This is a genomic window from Methylobacter sp. (assembly GCF_004322395.1).
Lineage (GTDB): Bacteria > Pseudomonadota > Gammaproteobacteria > Methylococcales > Methylomonadaceae > Methylobacter_A.
Window position 1 is genome coordinate 30,094 of record NZ_SCTW01000080.1, and the last position, 19,198, is coordinate 49,291.

The window sequence follows — 19,198 nt, forward strand, 5'->3', positions numbered from 1 at the left end:
GCTAAGGCCCCTCACAACTATAGGGTCCAGCCCCAGGGCCGATGTTGTTGGTCGGGGAACTCGTCCCCATTTGACAGCAATTATTACTGCTGCTGGTAAAACCAATTCCGTTTGCAGAGACTGTAAATTTCTGGCTGCATGAGCTGGCCGGCGGATTGGTGCTGGTTGCGGACAGCAAGTACGTTTGCCCCGGCGATAACAGGACATACGAGGTTTTGGGATTCACCGTCACGCCCTTGATGGTAGCCGTTACGTTCGCCGGGAGGCTCAAGGTAAAACGGGATTGATAAGGCCCCTGCCCAGGGCTGAGGATGGTGTTCCCGCTCGTACCCATCTGACACAAATTACTGCCAGCACTGGTAAAGCCGTTTCCGTCCTGATTAATCGTGAAGTTCTGGCTGCATGAACTGGATGGATTGCTTTTTTTACTGGTTGCGGACAGCGTGTATGTTTGTCCCGGAGACAACAGGAACGATTGGGTTCTGGAGTCCATCGTTACGCCCTGGATGGTGGCTGTTACCTTAGACGGGAGCTTCAAGGTAAAACTCCCGTCATAAGGGCCCGCAGCAGGACTGATGGTGGTATTACCACTCGCCCCCAACTGACACCAATTAGCGCCAGTGCTGGTGAAGCCTGTTCCGTCCTGGTTAACCGTGAAATTTTGGCTGCATGAACTGCCCGAATTGCTGTTGGTTGCGGACAGCAGATATGTTGTACCCGGAGTTAACAGGACAAAAGAGGTTCCTGGGATCACCGCTACGCCCTGAATGGTGGCTGTTACGTTCGCCGGGAGGGCCAAGGTGAACACCTCTTCCCCATTTTTGGGTGCTGGCGGCCAATCCGGCTGCGTCGGTGCATTGGTGGGGCAGAAATCCTTCGGTGCTTTAGTGAGCTCATTGTGCGGAAAACCTCCATTGGCTCCATGGAGCGCCGTCTGGATGGGTGTTTTATTGCTGTAGGCCAATTGGTTCAGATCGCTCGGATAGGGTTGCTTGTAATCAACCGCACCGCCGCTACCGCCATAAGGCGTGCATGCCGACGGGGATCCAGGCGCGTAGCTGCTGTCCACTTGGATCGTGTAGAGCTCGCAACCTGGACCAGGGCAGGAATAGAAACTCTTATCCGCGCAGATTCCGTCTGCATCCTTGGTCCCGGCGCAGCTCCCAAGCGGGGACGAATATGGCCCGCCGGCGTTAGGTTGTTCCTGAACGACATTGAGAAACAACAGGCCGCTGGTTGAGTCGTAGAAATAGCACTCGCCATTCGGACATTGCGCCGGATCGTCCAGGTCGGCGATTGTGGAAACGCTAGGCAGCGGGGGAGGCAGCACAGGCGTTGGCGCGAGAGTTGGCGCGTATGGACAGAGTGTCGTGTAGCAGAACGGAGTTGCTGTTGTTCCACTGCCACACATGACGTTGTCCAGGCCGGCGCACTGAAGTTCGCTGGAGAAATAGGCTGACAGAGTACTAAGATTGTTGTTGGGAGAAGCGAACGACTTGCCGCCCTTGTAGACCTTGAACGCCGATGCATCGGGCGTCGCCGTCATATTCTCATTCTTATAGCAGATGCCTACCCGTGTATGGAAAGGGTTCGTCGCAGAAATCCCATTTGGCAGCTTCGCATCGGTGTACATCAACGAGACGAAGTTGGGTATACCCGCTGATGCACCGACGGTGTAACCGAGTCCGTTTACCACCTTGGGTTCGTAAATGCCATTGCCATTGCGGCCGGAAAGCGCCACGCAAGCGTGCCCGGGAACGCCGGGGTCACTTGCGCCCGCGGTTCCGCCGCAGTTCACCGCATACATAGTGTTGCCGCTGTCGATCGCAGTATCGGTGAACTGAATGTTGCCGCCGTAGTCCTTCTGATCCTTGGTGAAAACCAGGACGTTATTGTTCTGACAGTTCGGTTGTCCGGGTGTCACGACACCGTTGCAAGGCGCCGTCAGCGCGGAGAACTCGAGCGTGGCATAGCTGTATGGGCTGATCAGCGATGTCGGACGCCCCTCAAGCGCCTGATCCTGCTGCCCGGTCGAAAGACACTCGTCAACGGTACCCGGCCCGGCCAGGAACGGGAGATTGTTCAGCGAGATCGGATAGGCATCCGGCACTGAAGACGGATTTGTGCCGCTCGAAACCACTTGGAGGCCGGTGAGACTCTGGTCGCGGTCAAGGATGACCGTGAATTTATCGCCGTCGCGGAAGTTGCTTCCCGTACCCGACGGGGCTGCAGTTGGCCCGACATCCTGCGTGTATACCTGATGGCGCAGATCGACGTTGACGTAGCTGAGTTCCTTGACGTACTGCGTCGGCGGATAGCTATTAACGTTGGATTGGAACCAACCCATGGCGGCATCGCCCTCGTATACGAACGGCTTGTTAGGCTGCCCCGGAATTGTGTTGCCGGACGACGAGTAATAATTAAGGTAACTGAGATCCGCAGCCGTCAGGTAAGGAGTAATATCCTTGTTGAAGTTGACGAATTTAACGTTTTCGAGTCGTGCAGGCCCATCGTAGAACATCATACCGGCGAAATTCCAGCTTGGCGCCGGGTAACCGTTGCCTTGCACCGGCTCATAGCAACCGGCGCTGCCGCCGAAGCTGTTCTGGTTGGAATAAGGGCAAGGACCGAAGCGTAACGGGTTGTTGGCGCTGATCCCCACGATGATCGCGTCTTTGAGCAGGCTCCACTCGCCCGGAGGAGAACCTTCGGTGCCGCCGCTGGAAACCAATGAAACGCTATCGCGGTTAGTCGCGAGCCGCGCTTGCTTGATGGCATACCAGCTTGCCCGTACCCAGATGCCGCGGTTACGGTTGCGGGTGGCGGTAAGGCCGTCGAATTCGGCCACTATATCGCAATTTGCACCCGTGGCCCCGCTTCCTGCAAGACATGCTCCTTGCGGAGTGTAATTAAGCGCCCCCGTTACTCCGTTATCTGAAGCGGTATCGAAGCCGGTGTAGCAACCGTGGGCGCGGTTGTTGGCAAAGCCGCCGGGCGGAATGGCGGCGGTCACTGCGGGCGTATTATTCCCCGGAAGTATCCAAAAACCGCGTCCGACCGCTTGGCATCCGGCGATGGAATTGCCGGTAAAGGTATTGCCGCCGAGATTGGTGATCCAGAAGCCTGATGCCGTGTTTGCTGCTCCATTCACCGGGCTGGTTCCTTCTGTATCGGTAAAAGCCACGTTGAAACCGTTGTAACCGTTGTCATTCGCAAGATAGTCGCCGCTCCAAAACGCGGCGATTGCAGCGGCGTTTGGAACGAGGTTTGGAGGGGTGCCTATCTGGGGAATAAGGAATGCATTGCTCATCGCGCCGATGCCGAGGTTATTGATGAATGCATCGTTTGTCTCGGTGCCCATCTCCAGGAAATACAGGTGCCCGACAGCACGGGCGCAGACGTTGTTGGAGATCGTCACGCCATTCGTCGCATGCAGGGTGACGCACTTGTTGTAGCTGTGGTGGATGCTATTGCTGTCGACCAGCACCGTCCCCGCTGTCACCGTACCGGCCTCGTGGAAGTGTATCGGATAGCTACCCACTTTATCCTTGCCGAACTTCTCGATTTCCACCCCCTGGATCGACACTTCGTTGAAGCCCTTCATGATTTTGATTTCGCCGCCGTTGGCGGTGTCGCTGCCGGTAATCGTTGCGGTAAGCTTGATGTTGCGGCTCACCAGCCCCACCTCGGCCCGCTCGTCGACACCGTAATTCTGGGTTACGCCGTCGTTGAAGGCCGCAGCGCCGCTATCGGGGGCCGGGCCGCCGTAGTGGTAAGTCACCAGCGGCGTCTTGGCGTCGAGAGTGACGGTGCAGGCACCCGTAGTGGGGTTCTGGCAATTGACCGTCGAGATGCGGACGAACTCGGCGCTATCGGGAGAGAAATCGGTACCCGCGACGACAATCCACTGGCCCGGCTGCCAATCGACCGTATCGCTGAGCTGGAGCGTTGTCGCTGCACCTGCCGCCACGGGACTGGCGACGCCAAGATTCGTGCCGTATAGCTTCGACGGACCGGCCGGGGCGGCCAAGTAAGTCCAGCTTGGCGCCTGGGGATTGCTGCCTACTGGCGGTTGCGCGGGGACGACGCCGGTCTTGCCAAAAAGCATCAAACTGCCGCCGGCGTTGACGGTGATGCCCTTGGTTACGGTTGCTACCGCGCGCGCATCGGTGAAATTAATCGTGACGGCGTTATTGCTTGCGATCGGGTGCGCGGAAGAACCGGCTTTGAGCGTTCCGTTAACAACAATTCCCGAAGTATCCAGCTTTCTTCTACCGTTCTTGTTATCAAAAACGAGCGTGCCTCCTGATGCAATAGTGATGACGCCTAAGCCACCGGTACCGGTGTACGATTGATCGACGTAGACGTCTGGCCCACAGCCGCCGGAGCCGCCGATGGTGACGTTGCGGTTGCTGTCAAATGTGCACATAGAGAGCGACACGGGAGCCGCGGCTCTTGCCTCGCGATCCGGCACGAGAAGCCCCGTAGCAGCCAGCAAGACGCTCAGGAAAACCGAGGTTGATCGTAATGAAGTTAGCATGATGATTTCCATTTTTTTATTATTATTCCGGTAAGAGTGCCTAAGTCATTTTAGGGGAGCGCTGAACAAGTCATTTTTGCTGATGGCCTGACAAGCGCATAACAAACGGAATCAATACGTTACCGTTCATTCTAAGCTCGTCGAAGGATTTAATCAGCGCGTCCTTGCGTCCTTAGGTAAGACTCTTAAAGTATTTCTTGGTTTCCGCAGGCTCCACAGGAACCCGGGCAGACTAGGCTGTAGAGGCCGTCATCGGGCACAGTGCAATTCTAACATTAGAACACTTTCTTTTAATCTACTTTAATCTTTCGCGCCCTGCGATTTATCGTCGTTATGCAAGCCATTTAGTATGCATACCTACGTGGATGAATCATTCACCCTGCGGCTTAATCCAGTCAATCCAGGAAAACGCGCTGCAACAGCACGGTAATGCACACTAACACACGGACAACCGACTTACGATGAATGATAAGGATCGTTTCAGGCGTTGAAAATTCTTTTCGGCAAGATTGCAAACATCTACCGGCCAATATTCGTAACAAGCTCAAAGACTGGAAGAGGTTTTGCGCTTCAAATATCTCACGTTATTTTTTCTTGATGCCTGGCAACCCGTTCTTTATCGTTCATGGTTTGCTCCTTTATAAAGTCAATGCGGTACATTTTCCTTCTTGAGATACTGATATTTGAATCGATTATAAACTTGTCCCGCCATGGTCACACCAGCTAACGCAAGCGCCCCGGCAACGACGCCTGCCAATGCATTGAGCAATGAGGAAACCAACACTTCCAGCACGCCGCCGATGCCGGGCGCGACGTTGACGCTTTGTGCAAGGTGCTCTATGTACTGGTGCGCTACAGGAATGCCGTGCATCAATATCCCGCCGCCCACCATAAACATCGCCGCAGTGCCGACAATCGCCAGCATCTTCATTAGGTAAGGCGCGCTGTGCAAAAAGACCTGGCCGACCTGATGCTGGATTTTCGTCCACAGACCCTGACCCGGCTTTTGGCACAGGTAAAGTCCCGCATCATCCAGTTTCACGATGACTGCTACTAGGCCATATACACCCGCAGTCATAATCAGTGCAATGCCGGCAATCACGGCCACTTTGGTTGCAAAAGCCGAAGTTGCGACAGCTCCTAATGTAATGACGATGATTTCTGCCGACAGCACAAAGTCGGTACGAACGGCGCCCTTGATCTTATCTCGTTCGAATGCCACCAGATCGGTCTCGGGATTGGCGATTGCCATAGCCAGTTCGGCACGGTGGGCTTCATCTTCAGCATGCGTATGCAGCCATGGGTGCGCCAGTTTTTCAAAACCCTCGAAACACAGATAAGCGCCGCCCAGCATCAGCAACGGTGTGATCAGCCAAGATGCCAGCCAGCTGATTGTCAGCGCTGTCGGCACTAAGATCAGTTTATTTTTTAATGAGCCTTTCGCCACTGCCCACACCACCGGCAGCTCCCGCTCCGCCCTGATACCGGACACCTGCTCGGCATTCAGCGCCAAATCATCGCCCAAAACGCCGGCTGTTTTCTTCGCCGCCATTTTGGTCATCAAGGCCACGTCATCCAGGACTGAGGCGATATCGTCAAGTAAAACTAAAAGGCTGGTGCCGGCCATATTGGGCTCTTTGGGATAGAGGTTGAAGAAGAGATAGCGGATTTTTATGGCTCAGTTATCTCGATTTAAAATATTAGTTTATTTTACGCCTTTAATTATGAGCTGAGATATCCGGCTCAAAAGCTTTGTTTATAGGTTCAACCACAATTAAATAACAATCTTTTCCCCTACCCGAGGAATATTAGCGCTCCATCCAATCCGCTTTAAACAGGTTTGTAACGATAGCGTGGCCGTTTTTTCGCCATGAATCAGGTAAACTCTCGGCTTGGGTTCTTTAAAATGCCCCACCCATTGCAGCAATTGGCTTTGATCGGCATGAGCGCTTAATGCACCCAATGTATGCACTTTGGCGGCGACATTGACTTCAGCGCCCAGAATTTTTAAATGCGATTTTTTACCTTCAACAATAGCCCGCCCTAATGTACCTTCGGCCTGAAAGCCTGCAATGATGATATGTGCATTGCGCCGCCACAAATTGTATTTAAGATGATGACGGATGCGCCCGCCGGTACACATGCCGCTGCCGGCAATAATAATGATGCCACCGTTTATACGGTTGACGGCCATGGACTCTTCGGCTGTCTCTGAATAGATCAGCCCCGGTAACCAGGCTTGCCAGCCGTCGGGCGCGACCTTGGTAAATTCGGGATCGTCGATATTGAATAAATGCGCATTCTCAGCGTAGATGTTGCTGGCGCTGATCGCCATCGGGCTGTCCAGGTAAATCTGCTGTTGCGGCAGTCCGCCATTGCGCTGAATTTTACCCAGCCAATAAATCAAATCCTGGGTTCTGCCTACCGCGAAAGCCGGAATGATCACATTTCCGCCGCTTTGTGCGGCTTCCGCCAATGCTTCGCGCAATTCATCCAGGGTATTTTCCAGCGGCTTGTGGTCACGGTCGCCGTAAGTGGATTCAAGCAATACTACATCGGCTTCGGTTAAAACAGCTGGATCGCGTAGTAACGGCGAATTCGGGTTACCCAAATCCCCGGAAAAAACCAATGTCTTAGTTTTATCTTTGTCCTTAATACGCAAGCGCACGATGGATGAACCGAGTATATGCCCTGCCTCATGAAAAGAGACGCTCAGCTCGGGACGTATTTGGGTTTCCGCACCGTAGGCTATCGGCTGACGCAATGCCAGTAACGCCTTTACATCGGCTTCTGTGTATAAAGGTTCAATCAGCGGTTTACCGGCACGTTCCCGACGCTTGTTTTCCCATTCGGTATCCCTTAACTGAAGATGGGCGGCGTCCATCAACATCAATTCCAATAGCGGAAAACTGGCCTCAGTTAAGAATACAGAACCTTTGAAGCCGCCTTTAATCAGCTTCGGCAAGCGTCCACAGTGGTCGAGATGGGCATGGGACAAAACCACGGCGTCAATGCCGGCCGGATCAAACGGAAAGTCGGCTTCATTTTGTTTTTCCGTTTCCGTTGAACCTTGAAACAGCCCGCAATCAAGCAGTATGCGGCTGGAACCGGTTTCCAATAAATAACAAGAACCGGTAACCTGCCCCGTTGCGCCTAGAAAAGTCAGACTTGTCATTGCAATTCCTTACAGTTAATTAGAGCTTAATATACGATGCGCCATACTAATGACCAACTTTGATTTGTGCTCTTTCATTTCATTATTCAGGATGAAAGAGTACATGCGGCCATAATTCCTGCGCAGCCTACAGAGGGAACCGAAGCTTCGCTTAAAAACACCAATTTTTAGCGCTATCAGCAATTGCTCCATGCTTTTAATCTCGATCATTGGTACCGACCCTTCCCATCCTTGGAGTCGTAATTCCTGCATCGGATGAAGTTGCCAAATTTCCTCGAACGATGTGTTAATGTTAAAATTGCCTATCGCCAAGTTGCCCGGTAAAAAACTGATTATCCTATTAATAAGGTTTGTCATAACATCCAACCGCCACACTTGATACTACGAACATTTGCGAAGAAATAAATTGAAAACATATATAAAACACTCCGTTTCCCGATTCCTGATATTTCTTTTCTTGAGCCTGCCCATGCCGGCTCTGCTCGCAGAAGAAACCATCAATCAGGAACCCGGCGCAGCTCAGGAAATTTCCGCCATTATTGCGGCAAAACAGCATCCTTACCTGATGCTGTCCAATTTTCCAAACCGGATCGACGATCTTGAATCTCTCTATAAGATGTCGAACCATCAGTTGCTGTGGCTAGGCAACAATAATTCAGCAAAAAATATCAACGCTGCTCTTGATCTGTTGTCGAACGCGGCTGTTCACGGCTTAAATTCTAAAAATTATGATACTGAAACACTACGGCAAAAACTTGAGCTTGCATTAAAACTCAAGCCGGATTCATACAAAGAATTGGCGCTATACGATACGGCGCTCAGTATATCGATTCTGCGCTTTGTGCATGATTTGCATTATGGCCGGGTAAATCCGCAGGGCATAAATTTTAACTTAAAATTAAGAGAAAAAAAGCTGATCGATTTGCCTTTGCTGGTTAAAAACAGTCTGACGCAAAGCACTTTGGCTGAATTGCCTCTATCGATTGAGCCCAAGTTAAAACAATATCAAAAGCTAAAACAAGCATTGGCTAATTACCGCCAGTTGGCTGTAAACGCACCGCCTTTCAAACTGCTCATCCAAAAGACCTTACGCCCAGGTGAATCTCATCCGCAGATTGCCGAGCTACGCCGATTCTTAATTACTGTAGGCGATCTGCCGGAAGATAAGACGGTTAGCAGCGCGGAAAGGTTTCCTCTATATACTGACGCTATTGTTACCGGGGTTAAAAAGTTTCAAAATCGGCATGGGCTTACTGCTGACGGTCATATCGGAAAAAGTTCTGTGGCCGCGCTTAACGTACCTTTAAGCGAGCGGGTAACACAAATCGAATTGGCGATGGAAAGACTGCGCTGGCTACCTGAACTGAACACCGGCCCATCGGTTCTCGTTAATATTCCCGCTTTCCAATTATGGGCGACTGATGCAACCGATCAAGACGATGCCAATATTATTAATATGAGGGTCGTTGTCGGTAATGCGCTGAAAACCCAAACCCCGGTGTTGATGGCGGAAATGCACTTCATCGATTTCATGCCCTACTGGAATGTGCCTTACAGCATTATAAAAAAAGAAATACTGCCTAAGTTGATTCAGAATAGTGGTTATCTTGATAAGGAAAATATGGAATTAGTTTCTGTTTTTCGCGACGGAGAAAAACCTACAGCGCTTAACAACGAAGCAATGAATATGCTTAAAGAAGGCAAGTTAAGGATCAGACAGCGGCCAGGAGGAAAGAACGCCTTGGGTAGAGTGAAATTTATTTTCCCCAATAAGAATGACGTGTATCTGCATGATACTCCGGCAAATGCCTTATTTAGCAAATCACGCAGGGATTTCAGCCATGGCTGTGTGCGGGTTGCAAACCCTCAAAAATTGGCGGAGTTTGCGCTTAAAGATCAGGACAACTGGAATCCGGAGACCATCCAACTCGCCATGAACACGCCAAAAACACAGCGAGTCATACTGAAAAAACCGATACCGGTGTTGTTTTTTTACATTACAGCTTTTTTTGACCAAAATGATAATTTAGAATTTTACCCTGATATTTATGGTCATGACGCTGTGTTAATAGGAGCTCTAAGCAGACCGGACGACCTGTCCGATCAGTCGCTTTTTGTCGGTATCAGTGCAGCACCTGCACCGGAAACACTAATTAAATAGTTGATATTTAATGTTGACAAAATACCGTAGAGACCTGCCAACGACAGGATAAAGATAGAATCAACGCATGGAACAGTTGCTGAAACTACGGATATAGGTTTTATATTTTAAATTGACGTGAAGTTAGCCGGTCCAGGTTCTTACGCTACCGGTATCCAAATGCACAAAATCGGATTTCGCGTAATAGCCGACACCGCCGCGCTGCATGGCCATTGCTGCATTTCTAATCCTTCTGGTATCTAAACCCTCAATGCGTATATCAATCGCCCTGCCCTGCATGTGCAGACTGTTTTTGGCGACCCCGTCACTGTGTTTGCGCAAGTCAGCATTGGTAGCCGGTGACCGATAACCGGAAACGATATGAAAAGGCTTTCTGACTTCGAGAGTATGTTTTAAATCATACAACTGATCCAGCAATGCGGGATCAATGGGGTGGACGCTACCATCATGATAGTCACGAAACAAATGATTAATTTCATGAAGTGCGTCTTTGATATATCGGCCTTGTTCAAAATAAGTCAGCTTTAGCTGATCGCCGGTATGAGTATTATGAAAGGCCAACACCTTGTGCGAAGGTGAGTTGCGATCAAATATGTTATAATTATTTAAATGGGATGAAGGTCTATATGAGGACACATGCTGATGCAGCATGTCATGGACACGTGTTTTATGGCTAGACGAGTGTAGTGTAAGCACTGTATGCGAAGCTATATGTTTGACTCTAGCATTTGCTACCCCGATCCCCGCCCCCATCAGCAATGATCCATAAGCTATATTTTTCAAGAACTTGCGTCGCGATGAAATAATGTCTCTTTCATTCATGTCGGTTGTACTCGCGTTCATACTCTAAAAATGTATTAATTAAGTTTAATGTCATTCTCATCAATTAGTCTTAAATTAATCTTAATTAACTTTAACTATTCCATATAAAATGCTTTTTTATAAGTAAATACGTGAATTATTAATTAGTTACTTACAGCTAGACTGTAAATTAACCCGACTTCATCCATCTTCAATGACAAAATGAACAGGTCGGCACTCACGCTGACTAAGATATTTGACTCGCATTGTTCTTCGTGCGTAACATCGACAACTTTATTATCAGTATCAGGCCTTCGATAGCCGATGATAATGATGACCGGCGAGAGATTAGCAGGTTAAAGGCTATAGATATTTTTGAGCCCGCCCTGATTGGATTTTCTTGGGGCCTGTCAATCTGTTGTTATACTGGGCGTGGTTTCGCTGCTGATACGGCTAACTGATTTTCCCTTTAAACCTTGTACCGCTAATAAACGACACATATGCGCAAAAAAGCCCTTAAGCCTTCCGCTTATCTGACCGAAGTCAAAGCATTATCGGATCGGATCGTCAAAGCGCAACAGCCAATCCGCATACTCGACGCGATTAAATGGGATGATCAAATTAAGCAGGCTTTTTTTGAGGGCAACTGCAAAAATCCGCCGATAGTCACGCCGGATTATTACCAAAAACGCCCATTAGGCTTTGATCCGAACGAAAAAAAACACGAGTTTTACCAAATTGAGCGGGATTTAATGCGCAAGTTAGGCCAGCTCAACCCGCTCAGTGTGATCATGCGTCGAATTTGCAAGGAGTATCTGGATGTAGTGCGTATGCTGGAAGCCAGGGGCAAACCGACCTTCGCCAATATTTCCCAGGAGTTATACGGCTCATCCCAGGATGTTTTCCATGTCGGCGATCCGACCATTGCCAATTTGGGCAGCATGATGGAAGCAACCCTATCGCAGCTGCTGAAGCTGGATTTCCTGGTCGAAGAACCTAAAACCATCAATGCTAAGGATGCTGTAGCCATCTTAAACGAAAAAATTCAAGCCGTGCTTCCCGGTGAAGGCCTACGCGCCATGCTCAGCGATGGTATCGTCGCCGACGCAGCTGCCGGCACCGACTACATCAAATTGCGCGCCGATGCATTGTTCAATATGCGCGATCTGCGTGTGCTTGAAGTTCACGAGATATGGGTGCATCTAGGCACTACCCTGAACGGCTTAGCCCAACCATATTGCACTTTTCTCGGCAAAGGGCCGCCGTCTGCAACCGTCACTCAGGAAGGGTTGGCGGTTTTGATGGAAATATTGACCTTCAGCTCCACGCCGAACAGGCTGATGCGCCTGATCAACCGGGTGCGCGCGATCACGCTGGCCGAAGAAGGCGCGGATTTCTTGGACATATTCGATTTCTTTAGGGATAAAGGATTGGATAAGGAAGAAAGCTATACCCTTAGCAGCCGGGTATTTAGGGGCAGCAGTTCCGACGGCATGCCGTTCACCAAAGACCTAACCTATATCAAAGGCTTTGTACTGACTTATAATTTCATGCGTTTGGCGGTCAACAAAGGTAAGCCTGATCGTATCCCATTGCTGTTTTGCGGTAAAACCATGATCGAAGATATGAAAGTATTAGTCGATCTTGTTGAAGAAGGCACCGTAATAGCGCCACGCTTTCTGCCGCCGCAGTTCAAAGACCTGATGGGGCTTTCTTCCTGGCTGAGTTTCAGCCGCTTTATGTCGACAATGAACTTTCGGCAACTGGAACAGGATTATGCCAATGTTTTATGATGAAACGTTATTTATGAATATAATGCCGGCAGACTTTCCAGCTTTAACCCTACTTTAATAAAGCGTAATGGGAGTCCGCTTTATACCGATCACGACAAAAATAATCAAAAGGTAAATACATGAAAACACCAAGATTACTCGGCATTCTTTTTATGGTTTCTTGTTTTAATGCCAGCCTAGTCAATGCCACAGAACACCATAGCGGACATAATATGGCAAGCGGCGGTGGCGGCGGTGGCGAGAATGCCTGTTTGAAACCGCAGCTAACCAAATTTTTACCAGCCAATTTGGCAACGGTTGCACCGGGATCGGCGTTTTCTTTTTATGCTTTTAATGTGGAAAAACCTGAGCAAATTAAAGTCACCGTAAAAACAATTCCTGTTGAAGTAACTGCGGAAAATAAGGAGTCTTTTTTTGTGGTAAAAGGAAAATTACCTGCCGATTTAGTTAACACAACCGCGAGAATCAACATCAAGGTTAATGCCAAAATTCCAAGATGTAACGGTGAAAATGGCTGGCTGGTGAAGATTGCAGAACAATAGCAGCTGTTTTTTTTCAGTTGTAACGGGCACATATCCGACAGCACCCTGTCGATACATCAATTGTGAGGAGTAGAATAAAAGCTCATCAATATTCCAGCGCTATGGCAGCTATTAACTCTTGAGGGCACTTTATGTCTGAAGATCAGTCTATTAAAAAATGTGTAGCTTATTGTTTGGCTCAAAGTTTTGATATCAGTGCATTGGCCGGACTAATGTCAGCCTCAACACTGATACGGATCATTAAAGGCGCATTACTGCTTGAGGATAACCAATCCTGGTCGATAGTCTTTGCTTATGGAGCTGTTGTGCATTGGAATGTCAATTTAGAACAACAGTCTAAGCTGCATCTTTTATTATTGGAACACGCAGAAAATCCGCTGGCTTCACCGGAAGAAGACAACTTCACTTTTGCTCTCGATTGCCCAAGCACACGGATCATTGAAGATCATATTGAAATCGAGTCTTCGGATCCCATCTTGATCTTTGCATTATCCCAAGGCATGGCGCAATCGATTAAGCTGGCCTCTTTTGAAACCAACGCAATAACAACCATCAACAACACCAGCTACATCCCAAAATCATTAGCTGAAAACGGAACAATCAGATTAAGCCGGAATAAAATCGCAAAAATTCGTGGACAATTATTTCTAACCAAAAGCGATATTATTTTAAATTACGACTTGCTGGATACGCCTGATTTCTTTTGGGAATATCCTGAATATGAAGTTTTTTACGGGGTTACTGCAAAATACCTGGAAATAGCCCAACGAACAGGCGTATTGTCAAAAAAGCTGGAAACCATCCATGAATTATTTGAAATGCTGGCAGATGAGCAAAAACATAGACATTCAACAATACTCGAATGGATCATTATCTGGCTGATTGCTTTTGAAATAGGCATGACCATATTCGACAAAGTACTTTAAACAATTAAACCTTCATGCTTAGCTACCGACACTCTTTCCATGCCGGCAATTTTGCCGACGTTCTAAAACATATTATCCTGATTCAAATCCTTGAATACTTAAAACGAAAAGACAAACCTTTCAGCTACATCGACACCCATGCAGGCCCCGGGAAATACGACCTAAGTAGTGACTATGCATTAAAAAACCGGGAATTCGACAGCGGTATCGCTAAGCTGTTAAAACGCAGTGACTTGCCGGAATGCGTTGCCCACTATGTCAGCCTTGTCAAACGCTTTAACAGCCCCGGCAAGTTAATCCGTTACCCGGGCTCACCGTTGATTGCCAAACAGTTGCTGCGCGACAAAGATCACTTGTATTTATTCGAATTGCATAACACTGAAATAGAAATATTAAAAACTGTGGCTGACAAAGATAAGCGCATCAAAGTATTTCATGCCGACGGCTTAAAAAACTGGTTGGGCCTGTTGCCGCCGACCGAACGCCGTGGGCTGGTGCTAATCGACCCTTCTTATGAAATAAAAAGCGATTACCAACAAGTTGTTGAAACACTCGCCGCGATGTATAAACGCTTCGCCATAGGCACTTATGCGCTTTGGTATCCGGTAATTGACCGCAGCCGTAACCAGAAGCTGGAACACGCTATTCAAGCAAGCGGTATCAAAAATGTACAACTATTTGAGCTGGGTATAAATGCGGACAGCAATGCACACGGCATGACCGCCAGCGGCGTGATCGTAATTAATCCGCCGTGGACTTTAGCAGCTGAAATGAAACTGGTTTTGCCTTGGTTGGCAGGTGTTCTGGGCGATAATGGCGAGGGCTTTTACCGGATACTGACACTGGTTTCCGATGACTGAATGAACTCGGGAGGTATGGCCCCAAGGACGGGGGAGGTAGAGCAATGCAGGAGCAGTTGCCGGATAGCTCCACAGCGGCCATTCAATGTATAATTGACACAAATTCACTTCACTTACAAACCCAATGTCCACAACCGATAACCAACCTGCGTCAAACTTTATCCGCCAGATCATTGCCACTGATCTCAAAGACAACAAAAACAACGGCAAAGTCGTCACCCGCTTTCCTCCCGAACCTAACGGTTATCTGCATATCGGTCATGCAAAATCGATCTGCCTGAATTTCGGTATTGCCGCAGAAAACAACGGCCGCTGCAATCTGCGTTTTGATGACACCAATCCCGAAAAAGAAAGCGACGAATATGTGGAATCAATCAAGCGCGACGTACACTGGCTGGGTTTTGAATGGTCGGAATTGCGTCACGCATCGGATTATTTCGAACAACTTTACGATTACGCCGTACAACTGATCGAACAAGGACAGGCTTATGTCGACAGCTTGTCCGCCGAACAGATCAGGGCCTATCGCGGCACGTTGACCGAACCCGGCAAGGAAAGTCCGGACCGGAATCGATCCATAGAAGAAAACCTCGATTTGTTTAAACGCATGCGCGCCGGCGAATTTGCCGACGGCCAATACGTGTTGCGCGCCAAAATCGACATGGCCTCACCGAACATCAACATGCGCGACCCTGCGCTGTACCGGATTCGCCGCGTACACCACCAACGCACCGGCAACGACTGGTGCATCTATCCGATGTACGATTACACCCACTGTATTTCCGATATGTTGGAAGGCATCACCCATTCACTGTGTACGCTGGAATTTGAAGACCACCGCCCGCTTTACGACTGGGTTCTGGATCAGCTCAAAACGCCCTGTCATCCGCAACAAATCGAATTTGCGCGCTTGCAGTTGGAATACACCATCGTCAGTAAACGCAAGCTCAACCAGCTAGTCATGGAAAAACACGTCAACGGCTGGGACGATCCGCGGATGCCGACTATAGCCGGTTTGCGCCGCGCAGGCTTTACACCTAAAGCGCTACGCGACTTTTGCGAGCGCATCGGCCTGACCAAACAAAACTCATGGATAGAAATGGGGGTGCTGGAATACTGCATCCGTGAAGATTTAAACGAAAATGCACTACGAGCCATGGCGGTTTTACAGCCGTTGCGCGTAGTCATCGACAATTACCCTGAAGGCCAAACAGAACAGTTGGAAGTCAGCAATCATCCGCAAAAACCTGAGCTTGGCAAACGCATAGTGCCGTTTTCCAAAGTCATTTTGATCGAACAGGATGATTTTGCCGAAGTACCGCCGCCAAAATTCAAGCGTTTGGTAGAAGGCGGGGAAGTTCGTTTGCGCGGTTCCTACGTAATCCAGTGCAACGAAGTCATCAAGGATGCTGACGGCAATATCACCGAACTGCGTTGCAGCTATGATCCCGACACGCTGGGCAAAAACCCCGAAGGCCGCAAAGTCAAAGGCGTAATCCACTGGGTTTCCGAACAGCACTCGCACCCGGCCGAACTGCGCTTGTACAATCGCTTATTCACTGTGCCCAATCCGGACAACGAAGAGAACTTTCTCGATGTGATAAATCCCGATTCGTTGGAAGTCCTGACCGATTGCCGAGTGGAGGCCAGTCTGGCTAATCCGCAACCGGAAAGCCGCTATCAATTCGAACGCACCGGTTATTTTTGCTTTGATGCGATAGACAGCGTCGATGGCAAGCTGGTGTTTAACCGCACCGTGACGCTACGGGATAACTGGGAAAAAGACTAATCAAATTTTACTACTTAACTTAAATTAACCACGAAATCATTATGAACCAAGACAGCATCAACCTGATAGAACAATACTACGCCGCATTCAACGGTGGTGACATGGATACCTTCCTTAACTTGCTGACCGACGATGTCATCCACGACATCAACCAAGGCAGACGCGAAATCGGCAAGGACGCATTCACCCAGTTCATGGCCTGCATGAACAACAATTACAAAGAACAGCTGGTCGACATGGTCATCATGGCGACAGCTGACGGCAAACGCGCGGCAGCGGAATTTGTAGTATTGGGTGAATATATTAAAACCGACGAAGGTTTGCCTGCCGCACAAGGGCAAAAATACCGCCTGCCAGCCGGCGCCTTTTTTGAAATCCGCGACAACAAAGTGGCCCGCATTACCAATTATTACAACTTGCAAGATTGGATTGCCCAGGTTAGCGAATAGTTAAGCCTCAGGTTGGGTTGCAAAGATGCGACCCAACCTACTTAAATCTATAACCCGACAGTTTCCTGATCGTCAAACTCGAATGGAAATACCGAAACTTCCTTCGACCATGTGGCCATTCGGCTACGCCCAGCTCGCTCAAACGGGCTTCATCAGAGTTATGTTCAATTATAATGCTGCTGCTCACGTTTTAATCCTTTCAGTACATAATCCTGCAAGCGGGGCCATATCAATAATGTGTTGAGTTATAAAGTCGGACAACGCTTTGACACCCTGCCCCAAGAGGTGCGTATGGTAAAGGGTTTCAGTATCGCCTTCCAGTTCTTTGTCGAATGAATCTTTTTCATAAGAATTTAATGTTTATCGTATATCATAGCGTTTGGATAGCAATTGTCTTTCCAATCATTTATTTTCAGGCATAGCCTGGAAATCACACCAAAACACCTCATAGGTATATGATGAATTTAATCAAACAAGCAGTACTCACTTTCTCTATGGCTATCTCTTTTGGTGCAAGCACCGTTGCTTTAGCTGAAGATGCAAAAGCCAATGAAGTTATTGCACATATTGAAGAAGCTATAGCTGAAATCAACAAACATGATTTCAATGCCGCTTATATACATGAAAAAGCAGCACGTAGCGCTTCTGATGAAATCGTAGGCAACGAAGCTACTGTAAAACAAGGACTCGACAGCCTTATTAAAGCGCAAATAATCGGTAAAAGCGCAGATGAGCCAAAAGCTATTGCTGAATTAAACAAAGCATTAAGCATTTACAAGTCAATCTAATCATTAGATCCGACTTTTAACTGGGACGGGGTTAACTTAAGTTGATCCTGTCTTTCATTTAAAACGACCGTTTACCCATCGAAAACTTTTCGCGGCCTAGCCGAGAAAAAGTCCCTGTTTACATGCACCCAATCCAGCATTCAGTCTCCTGTTATTTATGCCCTATTTGCTCGGCCTCGCTACAACTGATTCCGTTAACTAAAAGCTATGTTTGCGATAACAACCATCATTTCGATCTTGCAAAGGAAGGCTATTTAAATCTTTTGCCGGTGCAATTCAAACACTCATCAGAACCCGGTGATAACAAGCAAATGATGCAGGCCAGACGCGAGTTTTTGGAAGCCGGCTATTATGAACCGATGGCCAAAGCGGTGGCGATGATGATCGATGCAAATCAACCCAAGCATCTGCTGGACCTGGGGTGTGGCGAGGGCTATTACAGCCGGGCAATTGAAGCCTTTTGCACCAACCCGATGATGTTGCACGGCGTCGATATTGCTAAATTTGCGGTCGCTGCTGCTGCCAAAAAACAGCCTAATGCACGTTTCATAGTCGCCAGCTCAAACCGGCTGCCTTATGCAGCCCAGTATTTTGATTTTGTGCTAAGAGTCTTTGCCCCGTCAAATGACGACGAACTGGGGCGGGTGCTAAAACCGTCAGGGCTTTTGCTAACCGTAACACCGGGACCGAAACATCTATGGCAGTTAAAAGAATTTATCTATGCCGAGGTAAAAGAACATGCGTTGGAAAGCGAACTGCCGCTTGGCTTTGAGCGTATCGACATACAACGCATCAGCTATAAAATCGCACCAACTCCACAACAAAGAATCGCGTTGTTACAGATGACGCCTTTTGCTTGGCGTGCCAATGAAAGCACTCAGCAAGCCATTAAAGATGTTGCTGAACTTGAAATAGAAACCGATTTTATTTTGACGCTAGCGGTAAAAACGGTTTTGATCGGATCAGGGTAACGGGACTGCGCCCGCTACTTCTCCCACACATCGGCAATACGGTTTTCCGCAGCGGCGGCTGAATCCAACAGCTTATGCCGTAGAGAGTTTTGAGGGCACATTAAAAAGCAGGCTGGACCGAGTATCGCTCTGGCCAATGCTCTTGTTGTTTAGAACCATTACAATGCCGCTACACAGCGCTTCGTCCTTGAATGATGCGCAATATGACTACGATAATCGCAATAACCAACAGAATGTGAATGAACCCGCCCAATGTGTACGACGAGACCAGACCCAGTATCCAAAGAATAATTAGGAGGATTGCAAAAGTTTCTAGCATTTGGGCTTCTCCGTAAGAGGCCGTCAAGTGACGGCGATATAAACCATAAACAAACAGATGAAGTATGTCCGAAATCAACCTATA

Annotated in this window: 14 protein-coding genes; 9 read left to right on the plus strand and 5 right to left on the minus strand. The window is 48.6% G+C overall.

What is annotated here, in order from left to right; translation table 11 throughout:
• Window position 1 precedes the first annotated feature (1 nt).
• The 3 genes from EPO18_RS11705 to EPO18_RS11715 form a co-directional block, all read right to left on the minus strand.
• Complete coding sequence (locus EPO18_RS11705) at window positions 2-4,540, minus strand: G8 domain-containing protein (RefSeq protein ID WP_292433553.1); 4,539 nt, start codon at window positions 4,538-4,540, stop codon at window positions 2-4.
• 646 nt (window positions 4,541-5,186) lie between these two features.
• Window positions 5,187-6,167: a DUF808 domain-containing protein gene (locus EPO18_RS11710; RefSeq protein ID WP_292433554.1), complete on the minus strand. Its 981-nt coding sequence runs from the start codon at window positions 6,165-6,167 to the stop codon at window positions 5,187-5,189.
• A 147-nt stretch (window positions 6,168-6,314) separates the two neighbouring features.
• Complete coding sequence (locus EPO18_RS11715) at window positions 6,315-7,715, minus strand: MBL fold metallo-hydrolase RNA specificity domain-containing protein (protein WP_292433555.1); 1,401 nt, start codon at window positions 7,713-7,715, stop codon at window positions 6,315-6,317.
• 469 nt (window positions 7,716-8,184) lie between these two features.
• Here EPO18_RS11715 and EPO18_RS11720 point away from each other — a divergent pair, with 469 nt between their 5' ends.
• Window positions 8,185-9,876, plus strand: a complete 1,692-nt coding sequence (locus EPO18_RS11720) for a L,D-transpeptidase family protein (protein WP_292433556.1) — start codon at window positions 8,185-8,187, stop codon at window positions 9,874-9,876.
• A gap of 123 nt (window positions 9,877-9,999) precedes the next feature.
• Here the strand turns inward: EPO18_RS11720 and mepK are convergent, their stop codons facing one another.
• Window positions 10,000-10,719: a peptidoglycan L,D-endopeptidase MepK gene (gene mepK, locus EPO18_RS11725; protein WP_292433557.1), complete on the minus strand. Its 720-nt coding sequence runs from the start codon at window positions 10,717-10,719 to the stop codon at window positions 10,000-10,002.
• A gap of 458 nt (window positions 10,720-11,177) precedes the next feature.
• Here mepK and EPO18_RS11730 point away from each other — a divergent pair, with 458 nt between their 5' ends.
• The 8 genes from EPO18_RS11730 (at window position 11,178) to rlmA (ending at window position 18,795) form a co-directional block, all read left to right on the plus strand.
• Window positions 11,178-12,470: a flavohemoglobin expression-modulating QEGLA motif protein gene (locus EPO18_RS11730; RefSeq protein ID WP_292433558.1), complete on the plus strand. Its 1,293-nt coding sequence runs from the start codon at window positions 11,178-11,180 to the stop codon at window positions 12,468-12,470.
• A gap of 119 nt (window positions 12,471-12,589) precedes the next feature.
• A complete protein-coding gene (locus tag EPO18_RS11735) occupies window positions 12,590-13,012 on the plus strand; it encodes a hypothetical protein (protein ID WP_292433559.1) in 423 nt (140 codons plus the stop codon).
• 131 nt (window positions 13,013-13,143) lie between these two features.
• Window positions 13,144-13,938: an RMD1 family protein gene (locus EPO18_RS11740; protein ID WP_292433560.1), complete on the plus strand. Its 795-nt coding sequence runs from the start codon at window positions 13,144-13,146 to the stop codon at window positions 13,936-13,938.
• A gap of 14 nt (window positions 13,939-13,952) precedes the next feature.
• Window positions 13,953-14,798 carry a 23S rRNA (adenine(2030)-N(6))-methyltransferase RlmJ gene (locus EPO18_RS11745; RefSeq protein ID WP_292433561.1) on the plus strand — a complete coding sequence of 282 codons (846 nt, stop codon included), beginning with the start codon at window positions 13,953-13,955 and terminating at the stop codon, window positions 14,796-14,798.
• 124 nt (window positions 14,799-14,922) lie between these two features.
• Window positions 14,923-16,587 (plus strand): glutamine--tRNA ligase/YqeY domain fusion protein, encoded by a 1,665-nt coding sequence (locus tag EPO18_RS11750; RefSeq protein ID WP_292433562.1) that lies wholly within the window; start codon window positions 14,923-14,925, stop codon window positions 16,585-16,587.
• A gap of 41 nt (window positions 16,588-16,628) precedes the next feature.
• Window positions 16,629-17,036 (plus strand): ketosteroid isomerase-related protein, encoded by a 408-nt coding sequence (locus tag EPO18_RS11755; RefSeq protein ID WP_292433563.1) that lies wholly within the window; start codon window positions 16,629-16,631, stop codon window positions 17,034-17,036.
• Window positions 17,037-17,491: 455 nt separating this feature from the next.
• Window positions 17,492-17,824: a hypothetical protein gene (locus EPO18_RS11760; RefSeq protein WP_292433564.1), complete on the plus strand. Its 333-nt coding sequence runs from the start codon at window positions 17,492-17,494 to the stop codon at window positions 17,822-17,824.
• A gap of 122 nt (window positions 17,825-17,946) precedes the next feature.
• Window positions 17,947-18,795, plus strand: a complete 849-nt coding sequence (gene rlmA, locus EPO18_RS11765; RefSeq protein WP_292433565.1) for a 23S rRNA (guanine(745)-N(1))-methyltransferase — start codon at window positions 17,947-17,949, stop codon at window positions 18,793-18,795.
• A 169-nt stretch (window positions 18,796-18,964) separates the two neighbouring features.
• Here rlmA and EPO18_RS11770 read toward each other — a convergent pair.
• Window positions 18,965-19,198: lmo0937 family membrane protein (locus EPO18_RS11770; protein ID WP_292433566.1), on the minus strand; the 234-nt coding region annotated here is incomplete at its 5' end.

What these genes read in the sequence shown, in the direction of transcription:
- EPO18_RS11730 (WP_292433558.1), top strand. Translation starts at nt 11,178, where the DNA reads ATGCGCAAAAAAGCCCTTAAGCCTTCCGCTTATCTGACCGAAGTCAAA.
- EPO18_RS11745 (WP_292433561.1), top strand. Translation starts at nt 13,953, where the DNA reads ATGCTTAGCTACCGACACTCTTTCCATGCCGGCAATTTTGCCGACGTT.
- rlmA (WP_292433565.1), top strand. Translation starts at nt 17,947, where the DNA reads ATGCACCCAATCCAGCATTCAGTCTCCTGTTATTTATGCCCTATTTGC.
- EPO18_RS11715 (WP_292433555.1), bottom strand. Translation starts at nt 7,715, where the DNA reads ATGACAAGTCTGACTTTTCTAGGCGCAACGGGGCAGGTTACCGGTTCT.
- EPO18_RS11740 (WP_292433560.1), top strand. Translation starts at nt 13,144, where the DNA reads ATGTCTGAAGATCAGTCTATTAAAAAATGTGTAGCTTATTGTTTGGCT.
- EPO18_RS11710 (WP_292433554.1), bottom strand. Translation starts at nt 6,167, where the DNA reads ATGGCCGGCACCAGCCTTTTAGTTTTACTTGACGATATCGCCTCAGTC.
- mepK (WP_292433557.1), bottom strand. Translation starts at nt 10,719, where the DNA reads ATGAACGCGAGTACAACCGACATGAATGAAAGAGACATTATTTCATCG.
- EPO18_RS11705 (WP_292433553.1), bottom strand. Translation starts at nt 4,540, where the DNA reads ATGCTAACTTCATTACGATCAACCTCGGTTTTCCTGAGCGTCTTGCTG.
- EPO18_RS11755 (WP_292433563.1), top strand. Translation starts at nt 16,629, where the DNA reads ATGAACCAAGACAGCATCAACCTGATAGAACAATACTACGCCGCATTC.
- EPO18_RS11750 (WP_292433562.1), top strand. Translation starts at nt 14,923, where the DNA reads ATGTCCACAACCGATAACCAACCTGCGTCAAACTTTATCCGCCAGATC.
- EPO18_RS11735 (WP_292433559.1), top strand. Translation starts at nt 12,590, where the DNA reads ATGAAAACACCAAGATTACTCGGCATTCTTTTTATGGTTTCTTGTTTT.
- EPO18_RS11760 (WP_292433564.1), top strand. Translation starts at nt 17,492, where the DNA reads ATGATGAATTTAATCAAACAAGCAGTACTCACTTTCTCTATGGCTATC.
- EPO18_RS11720 (WP_292433556.1), top strand. Translation starts at nt 8,185, where the DNA reads ATGCCGGCTCTGCTCGCAGAAGAAACCATCAATCAGGAACCCGGCGCA.